Here is a 19,053-nt window from a genome sequence, read left to right as displayed (position 1 = left end):
CACACACACGAAAACGCCCGCCGGCCGGTGGCTGACGGGCGTACGTGGAAAGCTCCCCCGATTGGACTCGAACCAATAACCTGCCGGTTAACAGCCGGCTGCTCTGCCAATTGAGCTACAGGGGATCGTGCTCCGCGCGGCTTCGGATCTCCCCGACGCCGTGCGACGGGACAAGAGTACAGGACATCCCGGGGTGGCGGTCCAGTGGGTTCCCGCCCCGCCGTCGCATTGACAAAAGGGGTAAATCGCCATCCGGGCACAAGCATGCTTGAGCGGAGAGCAGGATGGGTAGTTAGCTGCGGACAGAGGACGCAGGCGCGAACAGGTCGCCTTCCGACGGGGCAACTCGCCGGGGGTGACGGCGCGTCAGGTACGGAAGGAGCCGCCATGCGCGGAAAGATCATGTTTCTTGGCGGGCTGGCTGCGGGATTCGTCCTGGGCGCCCGTGCCGGCCGGGAAAAGTACGAAGAGCTCGTGGTCCGGGGCCGCAAGGTGCTCGACCACCCGACCGTCCAGGAGGCGGCCGGGGTCGCGCAGGCCCAGGCCAACAAGCTCTACAGCGAGGGCAAGGACAAGCTCGGCCAGACCAAACTGGGCGAGAAGCTGGGCACCGGCAACGGCAGCACCGGCACGCAGGAGCTGACCGCCGCCGACGACGCGTTCGCCGGCACGCCCGCCACAGTGGGCGCCAAGGCGGGCACCAGCACGGTCGGCACGACCTCCGGGTCGCCGTCGTCCACCAACCCCCGCACCAAGCCGTCCGGCTCGGGCACGAACGCCAGCACGCTCTGACCAATCGCACGTACACGGGCCGGTCGCCGCAGGGCGACCGGCCCGTGGTCTGTCCGGGGTGCGGTCAGTCCTTGCTGCTGAACGCCGCGTCGAAGGCAGCGCTCGGTGCGTCGAAGGCGAGCCGGCGGACGAACTCCAACGCCTCCGGGGCGCCGAGCAGCCGGTCCATCCCGGCGTCCTCCCACTCGACCGAGATAGGGCCGGTGTAGCCGATCGCGTTCAACGCGCGGAAGCAGTCCTCCCAGGGCACGTCGCCGTGGCCCGTGGAGACGAAGTCCCACCCGCGCCGCAGGTCGGCCCAGGGCAGGTGCGAGGCGAGCCGGCCACGCCGGCCATCCCCGGTACGCACCTTCGCGTCCTTGCAGTCCACGTGGTAGATCCGGTCGGCGAAGTCGAAGATGAAGTTCACCGGGTCCAGTTCCTGCCACACGAAGTGCGACGGGTCCCAGTTCAGCCCGAACGCGGGCCGGTTGCCGATCGCCTCCAGCGTCCGCTTCGTCGTCCAGTAGTCGTACGCGATCTCACTCGGGTGCACCTCGTGCGCGAACCGCACCCCCACCTCGTCGAACACGTCGAGGATGGGGTTCCACCGGTCGGCGAAGTCCTGGTAGCCGCGCTCGATCATCGCCGGCGGCACCGGCGGGAACATCGCGAGGGTGTGCCAGATCGACGAACCGGTGAAGCCGACGACGGTCTTCACTCCGAGCTTTGCCGCCGCCCGCGCCGTGTCCTTGATCTCCTCGGCAGCCCGCTGACGAACCCCCTCGGGCTCCCCGTCGCCCCAGATGCGGCCGGGCAGGATGTCCTGGTGCCGCTCGTCGATCGGGTGGTCGCAGACCGCCTGACCAACGAGGTGGTTGGAGATCGTGAAGACCTCAAGGTTGTGCTTCGCGAGGGTCTCGCGCTTGCGCTCGACGTACGAGTCGTCGGCGAGTGCCTTGTCGACCTCGAAGTGGTCGCCCCAGCAGGCGATCTCCAGACCGTCGTAGCCCCACTCGGAGGCGAGCCGGCAGACCTCCTCGAACGGAAGGTCGGCCCACTGGCCGGTGAAGAGCGTGATGGGTCGCGCCATTGTCCTTCTCCCCTTTGTGATGGGGATTCCATGTGCGGACCGGGGCGAGGGTGACCGGACGTACGCGGCACTCGTGCGGTCACCGGTGGGTGCGGAGCACACCTGAGCCCGGCGGGTTGCGCCTCCCACCGGGTCACCGGCCACCAACACGGTCGCCGACCCCCACCCTATTTCCGCGCCACCCCATCGGGGAAGCCCTGCGGTGGGCCGATCGTCAGACCATTTCCTCGGGGGCGGGCAGGACAGCCCGCACGGTGAAGCCGCCACCGGCGCGCGGGCCGGCCGAGAACGTGCCGCCGAGCCGCTCGGCGCGCCTGCGTACCCCGAGCAGACCCCGGCCGGCGGCCTGGGTGCCGCCGCCGGACGGAGCGGGACCGGCGCCCTCGTCGCGGACCTCGATGGTGATGCCCGCGGCGTCGTAGCGCAGGCGGACCCCGACCGGAGCGCCCGGCGCGTGCCGGCAGGCGTTGGTCAGCGCTTCCTCAATGATCCGGTACGCCACCACGTCGACCGGGCCGGGCAGCGGCCGGGGTTGCCCGGCCACGGTCCACCGCACCGGTTGGCCGGCGGTGAAGCCCTCCACCAACGCGTCGAGACGGTTCAGGCTGGGCGTCGGCCCGGACGGGTCGTCGGGCTCCTCGGCCCGGCCCAGCGCACCGAGCAGCTGATGACCTCGCGCCAGCACCGTCCCACGCCACTGCGCGAACAACCCCATGCAGGTCAAGGTACGGCAGCCAGCTGTACGCCGGTCGGCGGCGTCCACGCACACCCGCAACCCGCCACACCCGCCGACCCGGCCGACGAAGCGGTGCGAGCGTGATGTCTGTGGGTCATCAAGATGATTCACAGACATCACGCTCGTTGGAGACACCGCGTCGCGCTTTGCCGCGGCCCCTCCGGGTCAGTCGGTCAGGGCAGGGTCCACTTCTGGTTGGCCGCGTTCAGGCAGGTCCAGAGGTGCACGACGGTGCTGTCGGCGGAGTTGTTGCCGGAGACGTCCAGGCACTTGCCCGACGACGGGTTGCGCAGGGTGCCGTCGGACGCCGCCGCCCAGTTCTGCGCGCCGCTGCCGTTGCAGGTCCAGAGCTGGATCTTGGTGCCGTTGGCGGTGCCACCACCGGAGACGTCCAGGCACTTGCCCAGCGCCTTGAGGGTCGAGCCGGACACCGTCCAGCTCTGCGCCGTGCCGCCGTTGCAGGTGTAGAGCTGGATCTGGGTGCCGTCGGCGGTCCCGCCGCTGCGCACGTCCAGGCACTTGCCGGCCAGACCCTTGATCGGGCCGACCCCGGTGCCGCCGCCGCCCTTGACCAGGGTGAAGTCGTCCAGGTCGAAGAGCCCCGTTCCGCTACCGGTGAAGGTGAGGTAGAGGTTCTGGGTGCCGGACGGGACGTTGGACAGCGCCGTGGTGACGTTGGCGTAGGTCGCCCAACTGCCGGTGTTGGGCACGGCGACCGAGCCGAGCACCGGGCCGGTGGCCGAGCCGGTGCGCACCTGGATGGTGCCACCCGCCCCGCCGGAGACGACCCGGGCCGTGAACGAGGTGACCCCGGTCAGGTTGACCCCGTTGTACGCGGCCCAGTCACCCGGCTCGATGTAGCCGAGGGTCTGCCCACCGTTGGCGCCCTCCTTGGTGAACGCGGAGACGCCGTTGGCCGAGCTGAACGCCTCGGCCTGGATCGTGCCGGTGGGCGGTGGGGTGGTGCCCAGCTCCTTGATCCGGATGTTGCGGAAGAGGGCGTCGTCACCGGTGCCGTGGTTCTGGATGCCGATGTGGCCGGCCAGCGAGCGGACCGGGTCGGTGTTGGTGAAATCGTTGATCTTCGCCCCGTTGAGGAAGATCTGCAGCCGCTCGCCCTCGACCAGCAGCTCGTAGGTGTTCCACTCCCCCGGCGCGTTCAACGCCGCGTCGCGGGCGGCGATGTCGGCGGACTTGTAGGTGTAGACCGCGCCGGTGGTGCGGTCGGCCGCGTCGGTGGCGTCGATCTGGATCTCGTAGCCGTTGTCCACCGCCGACCACGGGTCACTCGACGGTGGGAACCCGATGAAGATGCCGGAGTTGTCGTCACCGGCCAGCTTCCAGTCCAGCTTCAGCGAGTAGTTGGTGAACTGCTTCGTGTTGTACCAGTACAGCCCCATGCCGCCGACCGAGGTCAGGGTGGCGTCCGAGTTGGTGAAGTTGCCCGGGCCGGCCTGTGACCAACCGGCGGTCGAACCGTTGAACAGCGGGGTGTAGCCGGTCTCGGGCCGGCAGTCGGCCTTGCTCCGACCGGAGGCGTACCGGATGCCGCCGAGTAGGTGGTTCCGGAACCCCGACTCCGCGTACGAAGCCTGGGTGTGCCCCGCGCCGGTGTAGAAGGACCGGCCACCGCTGTAGCTCTTGCACCAGCTCAGCGGGTGGTCGGCGCCCATCCCGCCGCCGGAGTACGACGACTCGTCAAGCGTGGCCAGCACGTGGGCGGTCGAACGCGGGTTGGTGCGGTAGTTGTACCACTCGTCGGTGCGGGTCCAGGTCTGCGGCAGGTGCCCGGTGGCCGCGTGACCCCGGTCCTCCACCTTCATGTTGGCCTGCTGGATCGCGGGGTGCGAGGAGAACCACGCCCCCACGAGGTTGCCGTAGAACGGCCAGTCGTACTCGGTGTCGGCGGCGGCGTGCACACCCACGTACCCGCGGCCGGAGCCGATGTACGACTCGAAGGCGGTCTGCTGGCTGGCGTTGAGCACGTCGCCTGTGGTGTTGAGGAAGACGACAGCCTCGTACTGGTTGAGGTTGCTCGTGGTGAACGCGGCGGCGTCCTCGGTCGCGGTGACTGTGAAGTTGTTCGCCGCACCCAGGTCGCGGATGGTCTGGATGCCGACCGGGATCGCGTCGTGCCGGAAACCGGCGGTCTTGGAGAAGACCAGTACGTCGTACGGGGCGTCGGCGGCGCTGGCCGGGGTGGCCGGGGTGGTGCAGGCGATGACGGCGAGTGCGGCCATGGCCGCACCGAGGACGGGTCGCAGGCGTCTGCGCATATCGCTCTCCTAATTGCGGTTAGGAGGGGCCCCTCGCACCACTCTAGGCGTTGTCGAAGGGCCCCTCCCGCCAGCTCAGGGCAGGGTCCACTTTTGGTTGGCGGCGGCGGTGCAGGTCCACAGGTGGACCACCGTGCTGTCGGCGGAGCTGCTACCGGAGACGTCGAGGCACTTGCCCGACGACGTGTTGCGGAGCGTGCCGTCGGCCTGGGCGGCCCAGTTCTGGGCGCCACTGCCGTTGCAGGTCCAGAGCTGGATCTTGGTGCCGTCGGCGGTGGCAGCACCCGAGACGTCCAGGCACTTGCCCAACGACTTGATCGTCGAGTTCGGCGTCACGGCCCAGGTCTGCGCCGTACTGCCGTTGCAGGTGTAGATCTGGATCTGCGTGCCGTCGGCGGTGGCGGCGCTCCGCACGTCCAGGCACTTGCCACCGAGGCCCTTGATCGCCCCAGCCCCACCGGCCGGGGGCGTCCCGGTGACGAGGGAGAAGGCGTCCAGGTCGTAGAGCGCCCCGGTGCCCGACCCGGCGAAGGTCAGGTAGAGCGTGGTCGTGCCGGTCGGCGGGTTGGTGATCGTCCCGGTGACCGTGGCGAAGGTTTCCCAGCCGCCGGTCACGGGGACCGTGGCCGAGCCGAGCACCGTGCCGGTGGCCGAGCCGGCCCGGACCTGGAGGGTGCCACCGGCGCCCGCCGAGGAGACCCGGGCATTGAACGATGTCACGTTGCCCAGCCGGTACGGCTGGAACGCGATCCAGTCGCCGTTGTTGATGTCACCGACGGTCTTGCCGCCCTCGGCCGGGGTCTTGCTGAACACGTTGATCCCCGACGAGGTGCCGTAGAACTCGGCCTGGCGGTGCCGCGGCGGCAGCGTGTGCTGGGTGTGCGTGGTCAGTCCACCGGCGTCGGTGTACTCGGCGTCGAAGATCGCGAAGATGTTCGCCGCGTCGTCGTGCTCGCCGTCGACCGGGATGGTGATCGAGCCCGAGCAACCGGTCTTCGAGGTGATCTGGTGCCCGTGCTGGTCGTGCCCGAGCACGTAGGTCATCTTGACCTTCGTGCAGTCGATGGTGCCGTCCTCCGGGTCGGTCACCGTGATGCTGTACGGCACGGTGTCCCCGAAGCTGAACAGCTGACCGTTGCCCGGGTTGTTGATCGTGACAGTGGGCGCGGTGTTGCCGACGCTGATCTGCACGCTGCTGCTGCCGGTGGCGCCCTGCGGGTCCCGCACGGTCAGCGTGGCGGTGTAGGTGCCGTTGGCGCTGTAGGTCTTCGTCGGGTTGGCGGCGGTCGAGGTGGTCCCGTCACCGAACGCCCACGAGTAGGTCAACGTGCCGCCCTCGGGGTCGGACGAGCCGGCCGAGGAGAAGGTCACCGCGAGCGGGGCTGCCCCGGAGGTGCGGTTGGCGGTGGCTTTCGCGGTGGGCGCCCGGTTGCCGCCGCCGACGTAGTCGAAGCGGTAGAGCGCCGAGTTGGCGTCACCGTTGAAGTAACCGGTGCCGTAGTCGAGCACGTAGTACGCGCCGTCCGGGCCGAACGCCGAGTCCATCACCTGCTTGCCGACCCAGGGGAACGTGTCGATGGTGCCCCGGGAGCCGTCGGAGTTGACGTGGATCGGCTTGATCCAGCCGCGGCCGAACTCGGTGGCGAAGAACTGACCGTCGAACGACTGCGGGAACTTGGTGGTGGAGGTCGACGAGGCGTTGTACCGGTAGACCGGGCCGCCCATCGGCGACTCTGAGCCGCCGCCGAACTCGGTCGGAGTGCCGGCGTCGCCGGCGTACCGGATCCAGGCCGGCTGGGCGGGCGGCAGGGTGGTCAGGCCGGTGTTGCGGAACGAGTTGTTCGTCGGTCCGCCGGTGCAGTTGTACTTGGAGCCGCTGGCGCTGGTGGCGAAGTCGAACTCGTTGTACGTCTCCGTGCTGGTGTTGGTGCCGGTGCAGTACGGCCAGCCGTAGTTGCCGGGCGCGGCGACCCGGTTGAACTCCACCTGGCCGGACGGCCCGCGGGTGGAGCTGGTGGAGCCGGCGTCCGGCCCGTAGTCACCGACGTAGACCACACCGGTGGCCTTGTCCACGCTGATCCGGAACGGGTTGCGGAACCCCATCGCGTAGATCTCCGGCCGAGTCTTGGCCGTGCCGGGGGCGAACAGGTTGCCCGACGGGATGGAGTACGTGCCGTTGGCGTTCACCTTGATCCGCAGGACCTTGCCGCGCAGGTCGTTGGTGTTGCCGGCGCTGCGCTGCGCGTCGTACGCGGGGTTGCGGTTGGTCCGCTCGTCCAGCGGCGAGTAGCCGGACGACTCGAACGGGTTGGTGTCGTCGCCGGTGGACAGGTAGAGGTTGCCGGCGGCGTCGAAGTCGATGTCCCCACCGACGTGGCAGCACACGCCACGGCTGGCCGGGACGTCGAGCACGTCGACCTTGCTGGACTGGTTGAGCGTGAAGTCCGAGTTGAGGGTGAACCGGGAGAGCCGGTTGACACCGTCCCAGGCGGAGAAGTCGCTGCCGGTGGCCGGCGCGTCCCCGCCAGGGGTGGAGAGCGGCGGGGCGTAGTAGAGGTAGATGTACCGGTTGGAGGCGAAGCCCGGGTCGACCCCGACGCCCTGCAACCCCTCCTCGTCGTGGTTGTACACCGACAGGGTGCCGATCGCGGTGGTGGTGCCGTTGGAATCGGTGCGGCGCAGGGTGCCGTTGCGGGCCGTGTGCAGGACCGAGCGGTCCGGCAGCACCGCCAGTGACATCGGCTCACCCATGTCGGTCACGCCGCGGGCCAGCTCGACCTGCTGGAAGTCGCTGGCGACGATCGTGTGCGCCTGCGCGGGGGCCGAGCCGGCGGCGAATGTGACAGTGCCGGCGGCGACCGCCAGCAGCAGCGCTGATCCGGCGGAGAACCATCGTCGGGACCGTTGTCTGGGAGCGTCCTTCATGGACATCTGTGCTGTCCCTTCCTGACGAATGACTGCCAGGCCGGGCGCGCGCCGTCGCGCCGGATGCCGTAGCGGTGAGGGGGGTCGATGGGTTACCGCGCCGCCGGTTCACCTCGACGAAACATGTTCGTGTTGGTCACGACACTAAGTCGCACGTGTCGATGTGTCCATACCTTCCGGCGATTCAGCATCAACTTTTGTCGATTTGATCGAAAGTCGCCGGTCAGGCGCGTCGGTCGATCGCCTGCCCGGCCAGCGCGACCAGGGCCACGCGGGCCTCGTCGGCCACCATCGCGCTCTGCAGGGCGGAGAGCGCGGCCTCGGTCCGGACCCGGATCATCTGCTCGATCCGCTCCCGGGCGCCGGTCGCCTCGATGATGTCGCGCAGCTCCGCCGCGCCCTCGGCGTCCAACGCCGGGTTGCCGAACAGCTCCCGCAGCCGGATGGTCTGCGGCCGGTCGGCGGCGCTGCGGGCCAGCGCCATCATGACAGTGGGCTTGCCCTCACGCAGGTCGTCCAGGACCGATTTCCCGGTGACCGCCGGGTCGCCGAACACGCCAAGGACGTCGTCGCGGAGCTGGAACGCGTCACCAAGCGGGTCACCGAACTCGCCCAGCGCGGCGATCAGCTCGGGCTCCGCGCCGGCCAGGGCCGCGCCGATCTGCAACGGGCGGGTGACCGTGTACCTGGCGGCCTTCATCCGGATCACGGTGAGCGCGCTGGCCACCGAGCCGTCACCCACGCCCGAGACCAGGTCCAGGTACTCCCCCGCGATCACCTCGGTCCGCATCAGCGCGAACACGCTGTACCCCCGGTGCACCTCCTCGGTGCTCAGCCCGCACTCGTGGAACATCTGATCCGACCAGGCCGCGCAGAGGTCCCCGCAGAGCAGCGCGGTGTTGCGGCCGTACGCCTCGGGGTCACCGCGCCACGACGAGCGGGCGTGCAGGTCGGCGAAGAGCCGGTGCACCGACGGCTCACCCCGACGGCGGTCGCTGCCGTCCAGGATGTCGTCGTGGATCAACGCGAACGCGTGGAACAGCTCCAGGGCCGCCGCGGCCACCACGATCGGGGTGCCGTCCGCGGCCCCCGCGCCGCGCCAGCCCCAGTAGCAGAAGAGCGGTCGTAACCGCTTGCCACCGGCCAGCACGAACCGTTGGAGCGCGGTGAACACGCCGCGCGGCGCGCCATCCGGCCAGTCCGGGCCCTGCCGGCTGAGAAACCCGGCCAGCTCCGCGTCGAAGCGCGCCCGCAGTTCGCTGGCGTCGGTGGGCGCGACAGTGACAGTCATGAGCCCTCCCCCGACCCGCCCGCACCGCCGGGGCTCAGCCCGGCCAGCTCCAGCAGCAACGCCTTGACCTCGGTGGCCGCGATCTTGTCCCGGGCCGCGGTCGGGTCGGAGCAGAGCAGCACCGGGCCGTCCGCCGGGTCGTCCGGCAGCCGCCCGTGCGAGCCGCGCACCGCCTGCGCGCCGGCGTCCAGGCCGACCGCGCTCATCAGGTACCGCATGCCGAGCTTCTTGCGGGCCAGCGCCACCCCGGCGCGGGCCTTCGCGGCACCGGGGTTGGCCGGGTCGAAGAACAGCTCCGCCGGGTCGTACCCCGGCTTGCGGTGGATTTCCACCAGCCGGGCGAAGTCCGGTGCCTGGGCGTCGTCCAGCCAGTAGTAGTAGGTGAACCAGGCGTCCGGTTCGGCCACCAGCACCAGCTCACCGGCGCGCGGATGGTCCAGGCCGTGTGCGGCCTTGCCCTCGGCGTCCAGCACCTCGGCCACCCCGGGCAGGCCGGCGCAGAGCTTCGCCACCGCAGGCACGTCGGCCGGATCCTTCACGTAGACGTGCGCGATCTGGTGGTCGGCGACCGCGAACGCCTTCGACGTCCACGGGTCGAGATACTCCATGCCCGCCTGGGTGTGCACGTGCAACAGGCCCTCGGCGCGCAGCAACCGGTTGACGTCCACCGGCCGGGACACGTCGGTGATGCCGTACTCCGACAGCACCACCACAGTGGCGTCCCTGGCCCGGGCGGCGTCCAGGAGCGGGCCGAGCACCGTGTCCAGCTCCGCTGCCGCCGCGGCGGCCTGGGCCGACGAGGGACCGAAGCGTTGCAGGTCGTAGTCCAGGTGCGGCACGTAGACGAGCGTCAGGTCGGGTGACACGTCGGCGAGGATCTGCTCGGCCGCCTGGCAGATCCACCGCGACGACGGCAGCCCGGCCGTCGGCCCCCAGTAGGTGAAGAGCGGGAACGTGCCCAGCCGCCCGGTGAGCGCGTCGTGCAGCTCCGGCGGGTCGGTGTAGCAGTCCGGCTCCTTGCGCCCGTCGGCGTAGTAGACCGGGCGGGGCGTCACCGTCCAGTTGACGTCCGCGCCCATGGCGTACCACCAGCAGACGTTGGCGACTGTGTAGCCGGGCTCGGCCCGACGGGCGGCCTGCCACAGCTTGTCCCCTCCGACCAGCGCGTTGTGCTGCCGCCACAGCAACACCTCGCCCAGGTCCCGGAAATACCACCCGTTGCCGACGATGCCGTGCCCGCTGGGCTGCTCGCCGGTGAGGAAGGTGGACTGCACCGAGCAGGTCACGGCGGGCAGCACGGTGCCCAGCTCGGCCCGGAAGCCGCCGTCGGCGACACCCCGCAGTCGAGGCATGTGCGCCAGTAGTCGTGGTGTCAACCCCACCACGTCGAGGACCACCAGTCGCCTGCTCATCGCGTCACCCCCATGCTCACGGTTCGCTCGGTGGTCAGGCCGAGGCCGACCAGTTCGTCTCGGGCGAAGGCCAGCTCCGCGGCGATGCCGGCGGCCAGCTCCGCGGCGGTGCCGGGCCGTCGTGCGGCCGGCAGCACCCCCCAGGTGTACGTCTCGACGTCGAGGTGGTCGCAGCCCGCGGTCGGGTCGTCGAAGAGCGCTCTCAGGGCCGCGCGGAGGACCGGCAGGGTCGAGCCGAGCGGTTCCTCGGGTGGGGCGTGCAGGGGCACGTGGTAGTGCACCCGCCACGGGCCGGGTAGCTCCTTGTCCAGTGCCTCGTCCAGGTCGTCGGCCGCGTACGTCGGGTCGGCCGGGTCGGCCAGACCGGCGCAACCGGCGCCCCGGGTCTGGTGCAGGAAGCGGGGCTCCACCCAGCGGCGCAACGCCTCGGCCCCACCCTCCGGGTCGGCGGCCTCGACGGCGGCCGACACCTGCACCTTCACCACGGGCAGCCCGGCCGTCCGCAGTCGTTCCAGCGCCTCGGCCGGCTCCTCCCAGGCGCAGGCCAGGTGGGCCAGGTCAAGGCAGATGCCCAGCCGGTCGGTGTCCATCCCGGACAGCAGCTCGGCCGCCTGGCCGGTGCTCTCCACGACACAGCCGGGCTCCGGCTCGAAGGCGACTCGCACCTCACGGCCGGTGTCCCGCTGCACCGTGGCCAGGCCGGCGGCCAGCTGGTCCAGCCGGCGTCGGGCCGCATCGGCCCGGTCGGTGTCCCACGGTTGCCGCCAGGCCAGCGGCAGGGTGGAGATCGAACCCCGGGCGGCGTCGTCGGGCAGCAGGTCGGCGAGCACCCGGGCCAGGTTCAGCGTGTACGTCAGGCGCTGCTCGGTGGTCCAGTCCGGGTGGTACACGTCCTGCTTGACCACCGGCGCCTGGAAGGCCGCGTACGGGAAGCCGTTGAGGGTGACCACCTCCAGCCCGCGTGCGTCCAGCTCGGTGCGCAACCGGCGGCGGAGCGTCGGGTCGGCGGCCAGCTCGGCGGCGACCGGGGCGGCCAGCCACAGGCCGAGCCCGAGCAGGTCGCTGCCGAGCGCCTCACGGACCGGCACCGCGTAGGTGTCCAGTTGACCGAGGATGCCGGCGAGGTCCTCGGCGGGGTGCACGTTGGTGCAGTAGCCGAGGTGGACGGTCTCGCCGCCGGCATGTCGCAGCCGCATCAGCTGCCGCCGCGCAGGATCGAGTTGCCGGTCTGCGGGTCCACGGCGGCGGCGACGTCCAGGTCGCTGAGGTCGAGCCGCCCCGACTGCCCGTAGAACTCCACCGGGTTTCGCCACAGCACCTTGTCGACGTCGTCGTCGCTGAAGCCGGCCGCGAGCATCGCCTCGCCGGTGGCCCGGGTCAGCAGCGGGTCGGAGCGTCCCCAGTCGGCTGCCGAGTTGACCAGCATCCGTTCCGTGCCGTACTCCCGCAGCAGCTCCACCATCCGCTGCGGCGTCATCTTGGTGTCCGGGTAGATGGAGAAGCCCAGCCAGCAGCCGCTGTCGCGGACCAGCTTCACTGTCACCTCGTTGAGGTGGTCGACCACCACCCGACCCGCGTCGATGCCGGACTCGGCGACCACGGCGAGGGTCCGTTCGCAGCCGCGCGCCTTGTCCCGGTGCGGGGTGTGCACCAGCGCCGGCAGCTCGTACGCCACAGCGAGGGCGAGTTGGGCAGCGAACGCCTCGTCCTCCTCGGGCGTCATCGAGTCGTACCCGATCTCGCCGACCGCCACCACCGCGTCCTTGTCCAGGTAGCGGGGCAGCAGGTCGAGGACCGGACGGCAGCGCGGGTCGTTGGCCTCCTTCGGGTTCAGCGCGATGGTGGCGAAGTGGCGCACCCCGAACTGCCCGGCCCGGAACGGTTCCCAGCCGATCAGCGAGTCGAAGTAGTCGGTGAACGAGGCGGCGCTTGTGCGTGGCTGACCCAGCCAGAACGCCGGCTCCACCACAGCGCGTACCCCGGCGGCGGCCATCCGTTCGTAGTCGTCGGTGGTGCGTGAGGTCATGTGGATGTGGGGGTCGAAGATGCGCATTCACGCCTCCCGGGGCAGTGCGGCGGTGAGCCGGTCGAGCAGGTCGGTGGCGTCGGCGGGCAACTCCCGGCCGGCGGCGTGCCGTTCGGCGGCCAGCGCGGCCAGCATCGCGGCCAGTTCCCCGTCGGCCCGGGTGTCCAGGTCGGCCACGTTGGCCAGGGGGACGCCGCTGAACACGCACTTGAGCACCGCCTGACGCCAGGCGGCCGGGTCGAGGTGCCGCGCGTACGGGCCGAGCGCGGCGGCGACCAGCCGGGTGTCGTTGGTCCGGATCGCGTCGTGCAGCAACGGAACCGCCTCGGCGTCGATCGGCAGCAGCGGCAGGGCCCGCAGCACGGCTCGTCGCTCGGCCGCGTCACCGTGCTCGTAGAGGCGCTCGGCGTACGCCGCGTGGTCGCCGGGCAGGCTGGTGAGCAGCAGCACCCGGGCCGCGTCGTCGGCGGTCCAGCCGGGGGCGTCGGGCAGCGCGGCCCGCCCGCAGCGTCGGCCGACGGCGGGAAAGAGCCGGGCGATAGCGGTGGGCTCGGCCGTGACCCGGCGCAGCGCCGTGTCCAGCCAATCGGGATCGGGTACGCCTCCCAGCGCGGCCCGTAGTGAATCCGGTGTCATCCCGTCTCCTCCCCTTGTGCTGCTCCCCGATGCCCCGCCAGCCTTTGCTCTGCACCTACATATGCACCGGGGCCTCTTCGGCGGGTGTCGCCTCGGCGGGTGCAGAGCAAAGGGTGTGGGCGGGGTGGCTGTCGGTGGCCGCGGCGGCACGCAGGAACTCGATGGACCTGGCGGCCACGGCGGGCGCGGCGTGCGAGTCGCGGGGCAACTCCACAGCGACCAGCCCCCGGTAGCCGGCCGCCGCCAGCGTGGCCAGCACCGGCGGAAAGTCGATCTCGCCGACACCGAACTCCAGGTGCTCGTGCACGCCCCGGCGCATGTCGTCGATCTGCACGTTGACCAGGTGGTCGGCCACCTCGGCGACGCACTGCGGCACCGGCCAGGGCTCCAGGCACCGGCAGTGGCCGATGTCGAGGGTGATGCCGAAGCGGGCCGGGTTGTCGAGCGCGGCGTGCAGCCGACGCCAGTCGGCGATGTCCTGCACCAACATGCCCGGTTCCGGTTCGAAGCCGACTGTGACGCCGGCGGTGTCGGCCGCGTCGACCACTGTGGCGCAGCCGGCCACCAGCCGGTCCCACGCGCACTGCTGTGACACCGTCTCGGGTCGGACACCGGCCCAGAACGACACCGCCTCCGCGCCCAGGTCGGCGCCGATCCGCACGGCCCGGCGCAGGAACTCGATGCGCCGGGTCGGGTCGTCGTGCAGCAACGTGGGGGCGTGCTTCTGCCACGGGTCGAGCAGGTAGCGGGCCCCGGTCTCGATGACCACCGCCAGGCCCAGCGACTCCAACCGTCGACCGACAGCCGCGACCCGGCGGGTGAGCCCGGGCGCGAACGGGTCCAGGTGGTCGTGGTCCAGGGTAAGCGCCACCCCGTCGTAGCCGAGATCGGCGATGACGGCGAGCGCGTCGTTGAGCCGGTGGTTGGCGAAGCCGTTCGTGCCGTAGCCGAGTCGCAGCGTCGTGGCGTCGGCGGCCGACGCGCCGGGCCGGGGCTCGGGGACGCTCATGTCGGAGAGACCTTCCGGGCCAGCCGTCGACCCAGCGGCGCGGCCGCCGCGACGGCCACCCCGAGCAGACCTGCTCCACCCCGCGCGGTCAGCGCCCCCTGGAGGGCCGGCAACCCGGTGATCCCGGCGCCGACGGCCGCGCGGACCCGTCCGGCCGACGGGTCCCGGACCACCTCGGCCTGGGCGGCGCCGTACCGGGCGGCGTACCAGCCGGCCAGCACGGCGGGCAGCACCCCAACCCGCCGAGGCGCGGCGACGGCGGCGCTGGCGGCGACCAACGCGGTGCCCGCGAGGGTACGCATCGGCAGGGTGGCGTCTGCGCCGGTGACCTCCCGACGGGACAGCGCGGTGACCGTCCAGGTGTGCGCGGCGACGGTCGCCGCCGCCGGCAACGCCCGGGTCATCCGGCCGCCGGACGCGCCGAGTAGCACGTCCAGCCCCCGGCAGGCCGCCATCACGGCCGGGCCGGCGGCGGTGTTCTTGGCCAGCAGGTCGTACCCCCAGATGGTGGCGGCCAGCGGCACGGCGAGCGCGGCGGCGCGGCGACCGCCCACGGCGGCGGCCAGGCCCACGCCGGCGGCCGTGAGGCCCGCCGCGAGACCGACAGCGGCGGCCGGGGAGACGCGCCCGCTCGGAATCGGCCGCTCGGGCCGTTCCTCGGCGTCCAGGCGTCGGTCGGCCCAGTCGTTGGCGGCCATACCGGCCCAGTAGAGCAGCACCGACGCGCCGGCCAGGGCAGGGGTACGCGGGCTCAACGCGCCGGCCGCCGCGGCTCCGGCGATCACGTCACCGGGCACCGAGAGAGCCGCCGGTGCCCGGACCAACTCGGCGAGATCAGCCAACGTTGTCATGGGCACTGTCCTCGCCGTCGTGCAGGTGCCGCGTGAAGGCGGTCAGCCGGGCCCACTGCTCGCCCAGCGAGTGGGTGGGCGAGCCCAGCGGATCCTTGAAGAAGAAGCCCAGGTCGGCGAGCGGCCCCACCTGCCCGGCGGCGTGCGCGGCGGCGGTGAGTCGGGCCAGGTCCAGCACCAGCGGCGCCGCCAGCGCGGAGTCGCAGCCGTGCCAGGTGAACTCCATCCGCATGCCGGTGCCGAGGAAACCGCTGAAGGTGATCAGATCCCAGGCGGTCTTGAAGTCGCCCAGGTCCTCGACGTACTCGATGCGGGTGCCGCCCTGCGGAACGTAGCCCAACGTCTCGCCGAGCACGCGCTGCTTGCTCTGCACCTTCGCCGCGTTCGCGGCCGGGTCGGCGAGGGTCGCGCCGTCGCCACCACCGAGCAGGTTGACCCCGGACCAGGAGCGCACGTCCAGGTTGCGCATCGCGAACATCGGCGCGAGCACCGACTTGACCAGGGTCTCCCCGGTCTTGCCGTCGTGCCCGGCGTACGGCAGTCGGGCCTCCTCGGCCAGCGCGGCCAACGCCGGCAGCCGCAGCCCGGTGGACGGGGTGAAGTCGACGTACGGGCAGCCGGCGAGCACCGCCGCGTACGCGTAGAGGGAGCTGACCGGCAGCACCTCGTCCGGCCCGTCGAGGGCGGCGCGCAGCGCGGCCGGGTCGGCGTGCCCGGGGTGCGGCAGGGGGGCCGGCTCGGTGGCGGAGACGTTGACCACCACCACCCGGTCCAGCTCGTGCCGCTCGCGGAAGCTGGTCAGGTCGCGGACCACGGCGGCGGCCCGCTCGGCCTGGGTCTCGCCGACCGGCGCGGGGCGCAGCTCCTGGTCGACAACGCCCAGCTCGTCGCGGAGCGCGGCGACCAGCCGCCAGGGGATGACACCGGCGTCAGCGAGGGCCTCGGCGCGCTTGCACAGGGGGGTGGTGGCCAGGTCGTGCCCGCCGAAGACCAGATCGGCGAAGGCCGGAAGGGCTGGGCCACGCAGCTCGGGAAGCTCGGTGACGCAGCCGGTCGGCCCGGCCAGGCCGGCCCGCAGCGCGAGCCCCCCGACGATGCTGGTGGTCGCGACGGAACCGCGCGCTCCTACCAGCCAGACACCTGTTCGCATGGTGCTCCTTCCCCAATCACGAGGAACCGTCGGTACCGCCAAATATAGGAATATCAGAATATGTTTCGGAAAGATACGGCCCGGTTTCGGAAAACTTTCGGGCCGGCTGGATGGCCCCGTCCGCCCGCCCACACCGGAACAGCACCGGCTTCCGACGTCGGCGTCGGCGGCGACGACACCGGACCGGATCCCGGCAGGTGCGAGCAGACGGGGCTGGTAGGCAGGGTCGGGTCGGCGTCTCGACCCTGCCTCCCCCGCATCCGACCGGTCGGGGCGTTGGCACGCCCCGGCCGGACGTCTCAGGCCGCCGGATCTCACCGGCGGTGGCGGTCCTCCGGTGCGGCCGGGGAATCCCGGTCCGGTCGCACCGGACGACCGTCCTGCTCGTGCGCCACCGGGCCGTACGGCCCGGCTGCACGCTCTCCGATTCCGACCTCTGTCCCGGCCACGGGGCGCAATCCGTGGCTGGTCCCTCGCCGGTCGGCTTCGGAAAGCCGGTCGGGCGATGACGGCGCGAACACCGCCATCGCGGATGGTCAATGGTCAGACAGCCGCCGCGGTCAGCGTCGGTTCCACCTCGGCCCACGAGGAGCCGAGCTCCGCCGAGCGGGCCACCGCGTCCAGCACCAGCTGGACCTGCAACGCGTCGGCGAAGGAGGGAGTCGGGTCCACGCCGGTGGCGACCGCCTCGATGAAGTCGCGCATCTCGTGCGTGAACGAGTGCTCGTAGCCGATGATGTGGCCCGGGGGCCACCACGCCGACATGTACGGGTGCTCGCCCTCGGTCACCAGGATGCGAGTGAAGCCCTGCTCCACGGCCGGGCGGGTCGCGTCGTAGAACTCCAGCTCGTTGAGTCGCTCCAGGTCGAAGACCACACTGCCCAACGAGCCGTTGATCTCGACACGCAGCGCGTTCTTACGGCCTGTCGCGAACCGGCTCGCCTCGTACGTGGCCAGGGCGCCACCGTCGAGCCGGGCCACGAAGACCGCGGCGTCGTCGACGGTGACCGGCCCGGTGGGTGCCGTGTGGCCGTCCACCGTGGCCGCCAGACCGCTCGACTCGGCCGGCAACGGCCGCTCCTTGACGAAGGTCTCGGTGACCGCGCTGACGCCGCTGATCCGCTGACCCGTGACGAACTGGGTCAGGTCGATGATGTGCGCACCGATGTCACCGAGCGCGCCGGAGCCCGCCCTGTCCTTCTGCAACCGCCAGACCAGCGGGAACTGCGGGTCCACGATCCAGTCCTGCAGGTACGTCGCACGGACGTGTCGAATCACCCCGAGCCGTCCGTCGGCGACCAACTGGCGCATCATCGTGACCGCGGGGACCCGGCGGTAGTTGAACCCGCACATCGACCGCACTCCGGCGGCCCGGGCGACATCCGCCGCAGCGGTCATCGCCCGTGCCTCCTCCACCGAGTTGGCCAACGGCTTTTCGCACAGAACGTGCTTGCCTGCGGCCAACGCGGCGAGAGCGATCTCGGCGTGACTGTCGCCCGGGGTGCAGATGTCGACGACGTCGATGTCGTCCCGGTTGATCAGGTCACGCCAGTCGGTGGTGTACGCGTCCCAGCCGAGTGTGTCGGCGGCGTCAGCCACCTTCGCTGTGTCTCGGCCGCAGATCAACGCCATCCGGGCCCGCGCCGGCAGGTCGAACACGCGGTTCACGGTGCGCCACGCCTGTGAGTGCGCGGCGCCCATGAACGCGTAGCCGACCATGCCGACCCGCAGTTCTTTGTCTGTCGTGGACAAGGTGGGTCTCCCCCCGGTATGTCAGAACCCGAGCTTGTCGTAGCTGCTCGCGTTCTCCTTGGTGATCGTCTCCGAGGCCAGGGTCACTTCCTTCGGCACCTGCAGCTCCGTCAGGTCGCCCAGGCCCCGACCCTGCGCGACGAGCCGCGCGAGCGAGACGGCCGAGGAGGCCATCGACGGGTTGTAGGTGACAGTGGCCTTGAGCACGGTGTTGTCGGCCTTGATCGCGTCGATCGCGAGCTTGGAGCCAGCGCCGCCGACCATGAAGAACTCCGACCGGTTGGCCTGCTTGATGGCCGCGAGCACACCGATGCCCTGGTCGTCGTCGTGGTTCCAGATGGCGTCGATCTTCGGCAGCGCCTGGAGCAGCTGGGACGCCTCGCGCTGGCCGCTGTCCGAGGTGAACTCCGCCGAGCGGCGGTTGTTCACCTTGAAGCCGTAGGTCGCCAGGGCGGCCTTGAAGCCTTCGCTGCGCTCGACGGTCAGCGGGATCTCCAGACCGGCGATCTCACCGATGATCGGGTTGGCGACGCCCTTGTCCTTGAGCATCTTGCCGATGTAGTGCCCGGCCGAGACGCCCATGCCGTAGTTGTCGCCCTTGATGACCAGCCGCGAGGCCAGCGCGTCGGGGAACGCCCGGTCGAGGTTCACGATCGGGATGCCCGCCTGCATCGCCTGGAGGGCAACGGCGTTGACCTCCTTGCCGTCGTGCGGCAGCACGACGATGATGTCCGGCTTCTGGGCGATCAGCGTGCCGAGCGTGGAGCGCTGGGCTTCGGAGTTCGACCCACCGTCGACCTCCTTGAACTCCACGTCCGAGTAGGCCGCGGCCTGGGCCTTGGCGTTCGCGTGGATCGCGCCCATCCAGCCGTGGTCGGCGGCCGGGGCGGAGAAGCCGATGACGACCTTCTTGCCCGGGGCGTTGTTGCCTTCGCTGTCTCCGGCGGCCTTGGTCTGGGTGCTGGCGGCCGGGGTGTCGTTGCTGGTGCAGGCGGTGAGGAGGGTGGCAGCGCCCACTGCGGCTCCACCGAAGAGCAACCGGCGGCGCGACAGGTCGCGACTGTGCTGGGTCATTAATGACCTCCTGGGAGCGGGATTTGACTTATTGAGGGTGTGCGAGGCCCG

At 71.1% G+C, this 19,053-nt stretch carries 15 protein-coding genes and 1 tRNA gene; 1 reads left to right on the top strand and 15 read right to left on the bottom strand.

Going from position 1 to position 19,053, the window contains the following annotated elements; all coding sequences use genetic code 11:
• Positions 1-52: 52 nt before the first annotated feature.
• Positions 53-125: transfer RNA gene (locus KBX71_RS23945), tRNA-Asn, on the bottom strand.
• A gap of 262 nt (positions 126-387) precedes the next feature.
• On the opposite strand from KBX71_RS23945, the gene KBX71_RS23940 reads away from it, so the two are divergent.
• On the top strand, positions 388-792 hold the full coding sequence (locus KBX71_RS23940) for a hypothetical protein (protein WP_124818602.1): 405 nt from the start codon (positions 388-390) through the stop codon (positions 790-792).
• Positions 793-856: 64 nt separating this feature from the next.
• Here KBX71_RS23940 and KBX71_RS23935 read toward each other — a convergent pair whose 3' ends face one another.
• From KBX71_RS23935 to KBX71_RS23870, 14 genes are all read right to left on the bottom strand, one after another.
• The gene (locus KBX71_RS23935) at positions 857-1,864 is read right to left on the bottom strand and encodes a sugar phosphate isomerase/epimerase (RefSeq protein WP_124818600.1); all 1,008 of its coding nucleotides are present in this window, start codon (positions 1,862-1,864) and stop codon (positions 857-859) included.
• 214 nt (positions 1,865-2,078) lie between these two features.
• Entirely contained in the window at positions 2,079-2,579 is a 501-nt protein-coding gene (locus KBX71_RS23930; RefSeq protein ID WP_210820150.1) for a sensor histidine kinase, read from the bottom strand.
• A gap of 194 nt (positions 2,580-2,773) precedes the next feature.
• Positions 2,774-4,876: a ThuA domain-containing protein gene (locus tag KBX71_RS23925; RefSeq protein ID WP_210820149.1), complete on the bottom strand. Its 2,103-nt coding sequence runs from the start codon at positions 4,874-4,876 to the stop codon at positions 2,774-2,776.
• Between the two features lie 75 nt (positions 4,877-4,951).
• On the bottom strand, positions 4,952-7,807 hold the full coding sequence (locus tag KBX71_RS23920; RefSeq protein ID WP_210820148.1) for a PQQ-dependent sugar dehydrogenase: 2,856 nt from the start codon (positions 7,805-7,807) through the stop codon (positions 4,952-4,954).
• Between the two features lie 217 nt (positions 7,808-8,024).
• A complete protein-coding gene (locus KBX71_RS23915; protein WP_210820147.1) occupies positions 8,025-9,092 on the bottom strand; it encodes a polyprenyl synthetase family protein in 1,068 nt (355 codons plus the stop codon).
• Entirely contained in the window at positions 9,089-10,504 is a 1,416-nt protein-coding gene (locus KBX71_RS23910; RefSeq protein WP_210820146.1) for an alkaline phosphatase family protein, read from the bottom strand. The genes KBX71_RS23915 and KBX71_RS23910 overlap by 4 nt, the downstream gene beginning before the upstream one ends.
• A complete protein-coding gene (gene eboE / locus KBX71_RS23905; RefSeq protein ID WP_210820145.1) occupies positions 10,501-11,700 on the bottom strand; it encodes a metabolite traffic protein EboE in 1,200 nt (399 codons plus the stop codon). The genes KBX71_RS23910 and eboE overlap by 4 nt, the downstream gene beginning before the upstream one ends.
• Complete coding sequence (locus KBX71_RS23900; protein WP_124818589.1) at positions 11,700-12,557, bottom strand: TatD family hydrolase; 858 nt, start codon at positions 12,555-12,557, stop codon at positions 11,700-11,702. Before KBX71_RS23900 ends, eboE begins: the two co-directional genes overlap by 1 nt.
• A complete protein-coding gene (locus KBX71_RS23895) occupies positions 12,558-13,166 on the bottom strand; it encodes an EboA domain-containing protein (protein ID WP_210820144.1) in 609 nt (202 codons plus the stop codon).
• Positions 13,167-13,221: 55 nt separating this feature from the next.
• Positions 13,222-14,175: a sugar phosphate isomerase/epimerase gene (locus tag KBX71_RS23890; RefSeq protein ID WP_210820143.1), complete on the bottom strand. Its 954-nt coding sequence runs from the start codon at positions 14,173-14,175 to the stop codon at positions 13,222-13,224.
• Positions 14,172-15,026, bottom strand: a complete 855-nt coding sequence (locus KBX71_RS23885; protein ID WP_210820142.1) for an SCO3242 family prenyltransferase — start codon at positions 15,024-15,026, stop codon at positions 14,172-14,174. The genes KBX71_RS23890 and KBX71_RS23885 overlap by 4 nt, the downstream gene beginning before the upstream one ends.
• Entirely contained in the window at positions 15,010-16,176 is a 1,167-nt protein-coding gene (locus KBX71_RS23880; protein WP_210820141.1) for an inositol-3-phosphate synthase, read from the bottom strand. The genes KBX71_RS23885 and KBX71_RS23880 overlap by 17 nt, the downstream gene beginning before the upstream one ends.
• A 543-nt stretch (positions 16,177-16,719) precedes the next feature.
• On the bottom strand, positions 16,720-17,895 hold the full coding sequence (locus tag KBX71_RS23875; protein WP_374102635.1) for a Gfo/Idh/MocA family protein: 1,176 nt from the start codon (positions 17,893-17,895) through the stop codon (positions 16,720-16,722).
• Between the two features lie 54 nt (positions 17,896-17,949).
• Entirely contained in the window at positions 17,950-19,002 is a 1,053-nt protein-coding gene (locus tag KBX71_RS23870; RefSeq protein WP_210820139.1) for a substrate-binding domain-containing protein, read from the bottom strand.
• Between the last annotated feature and the right edge of the window lie 51 nt (positions 19,003-19,053).

The sequence above is a fragment of the Micromonospora sp. D93 genome, assembly GCF_018070365.1.
GTDB lineage: Bacteria > Actinomycetota > Actinomycetes > Mycobacteriales > Micromonosporaceae > Micromonospora > Micromonospora ureilytica.
This window is presented reverse-complemented; position numbering and strand designations above follow the sequence as displayed.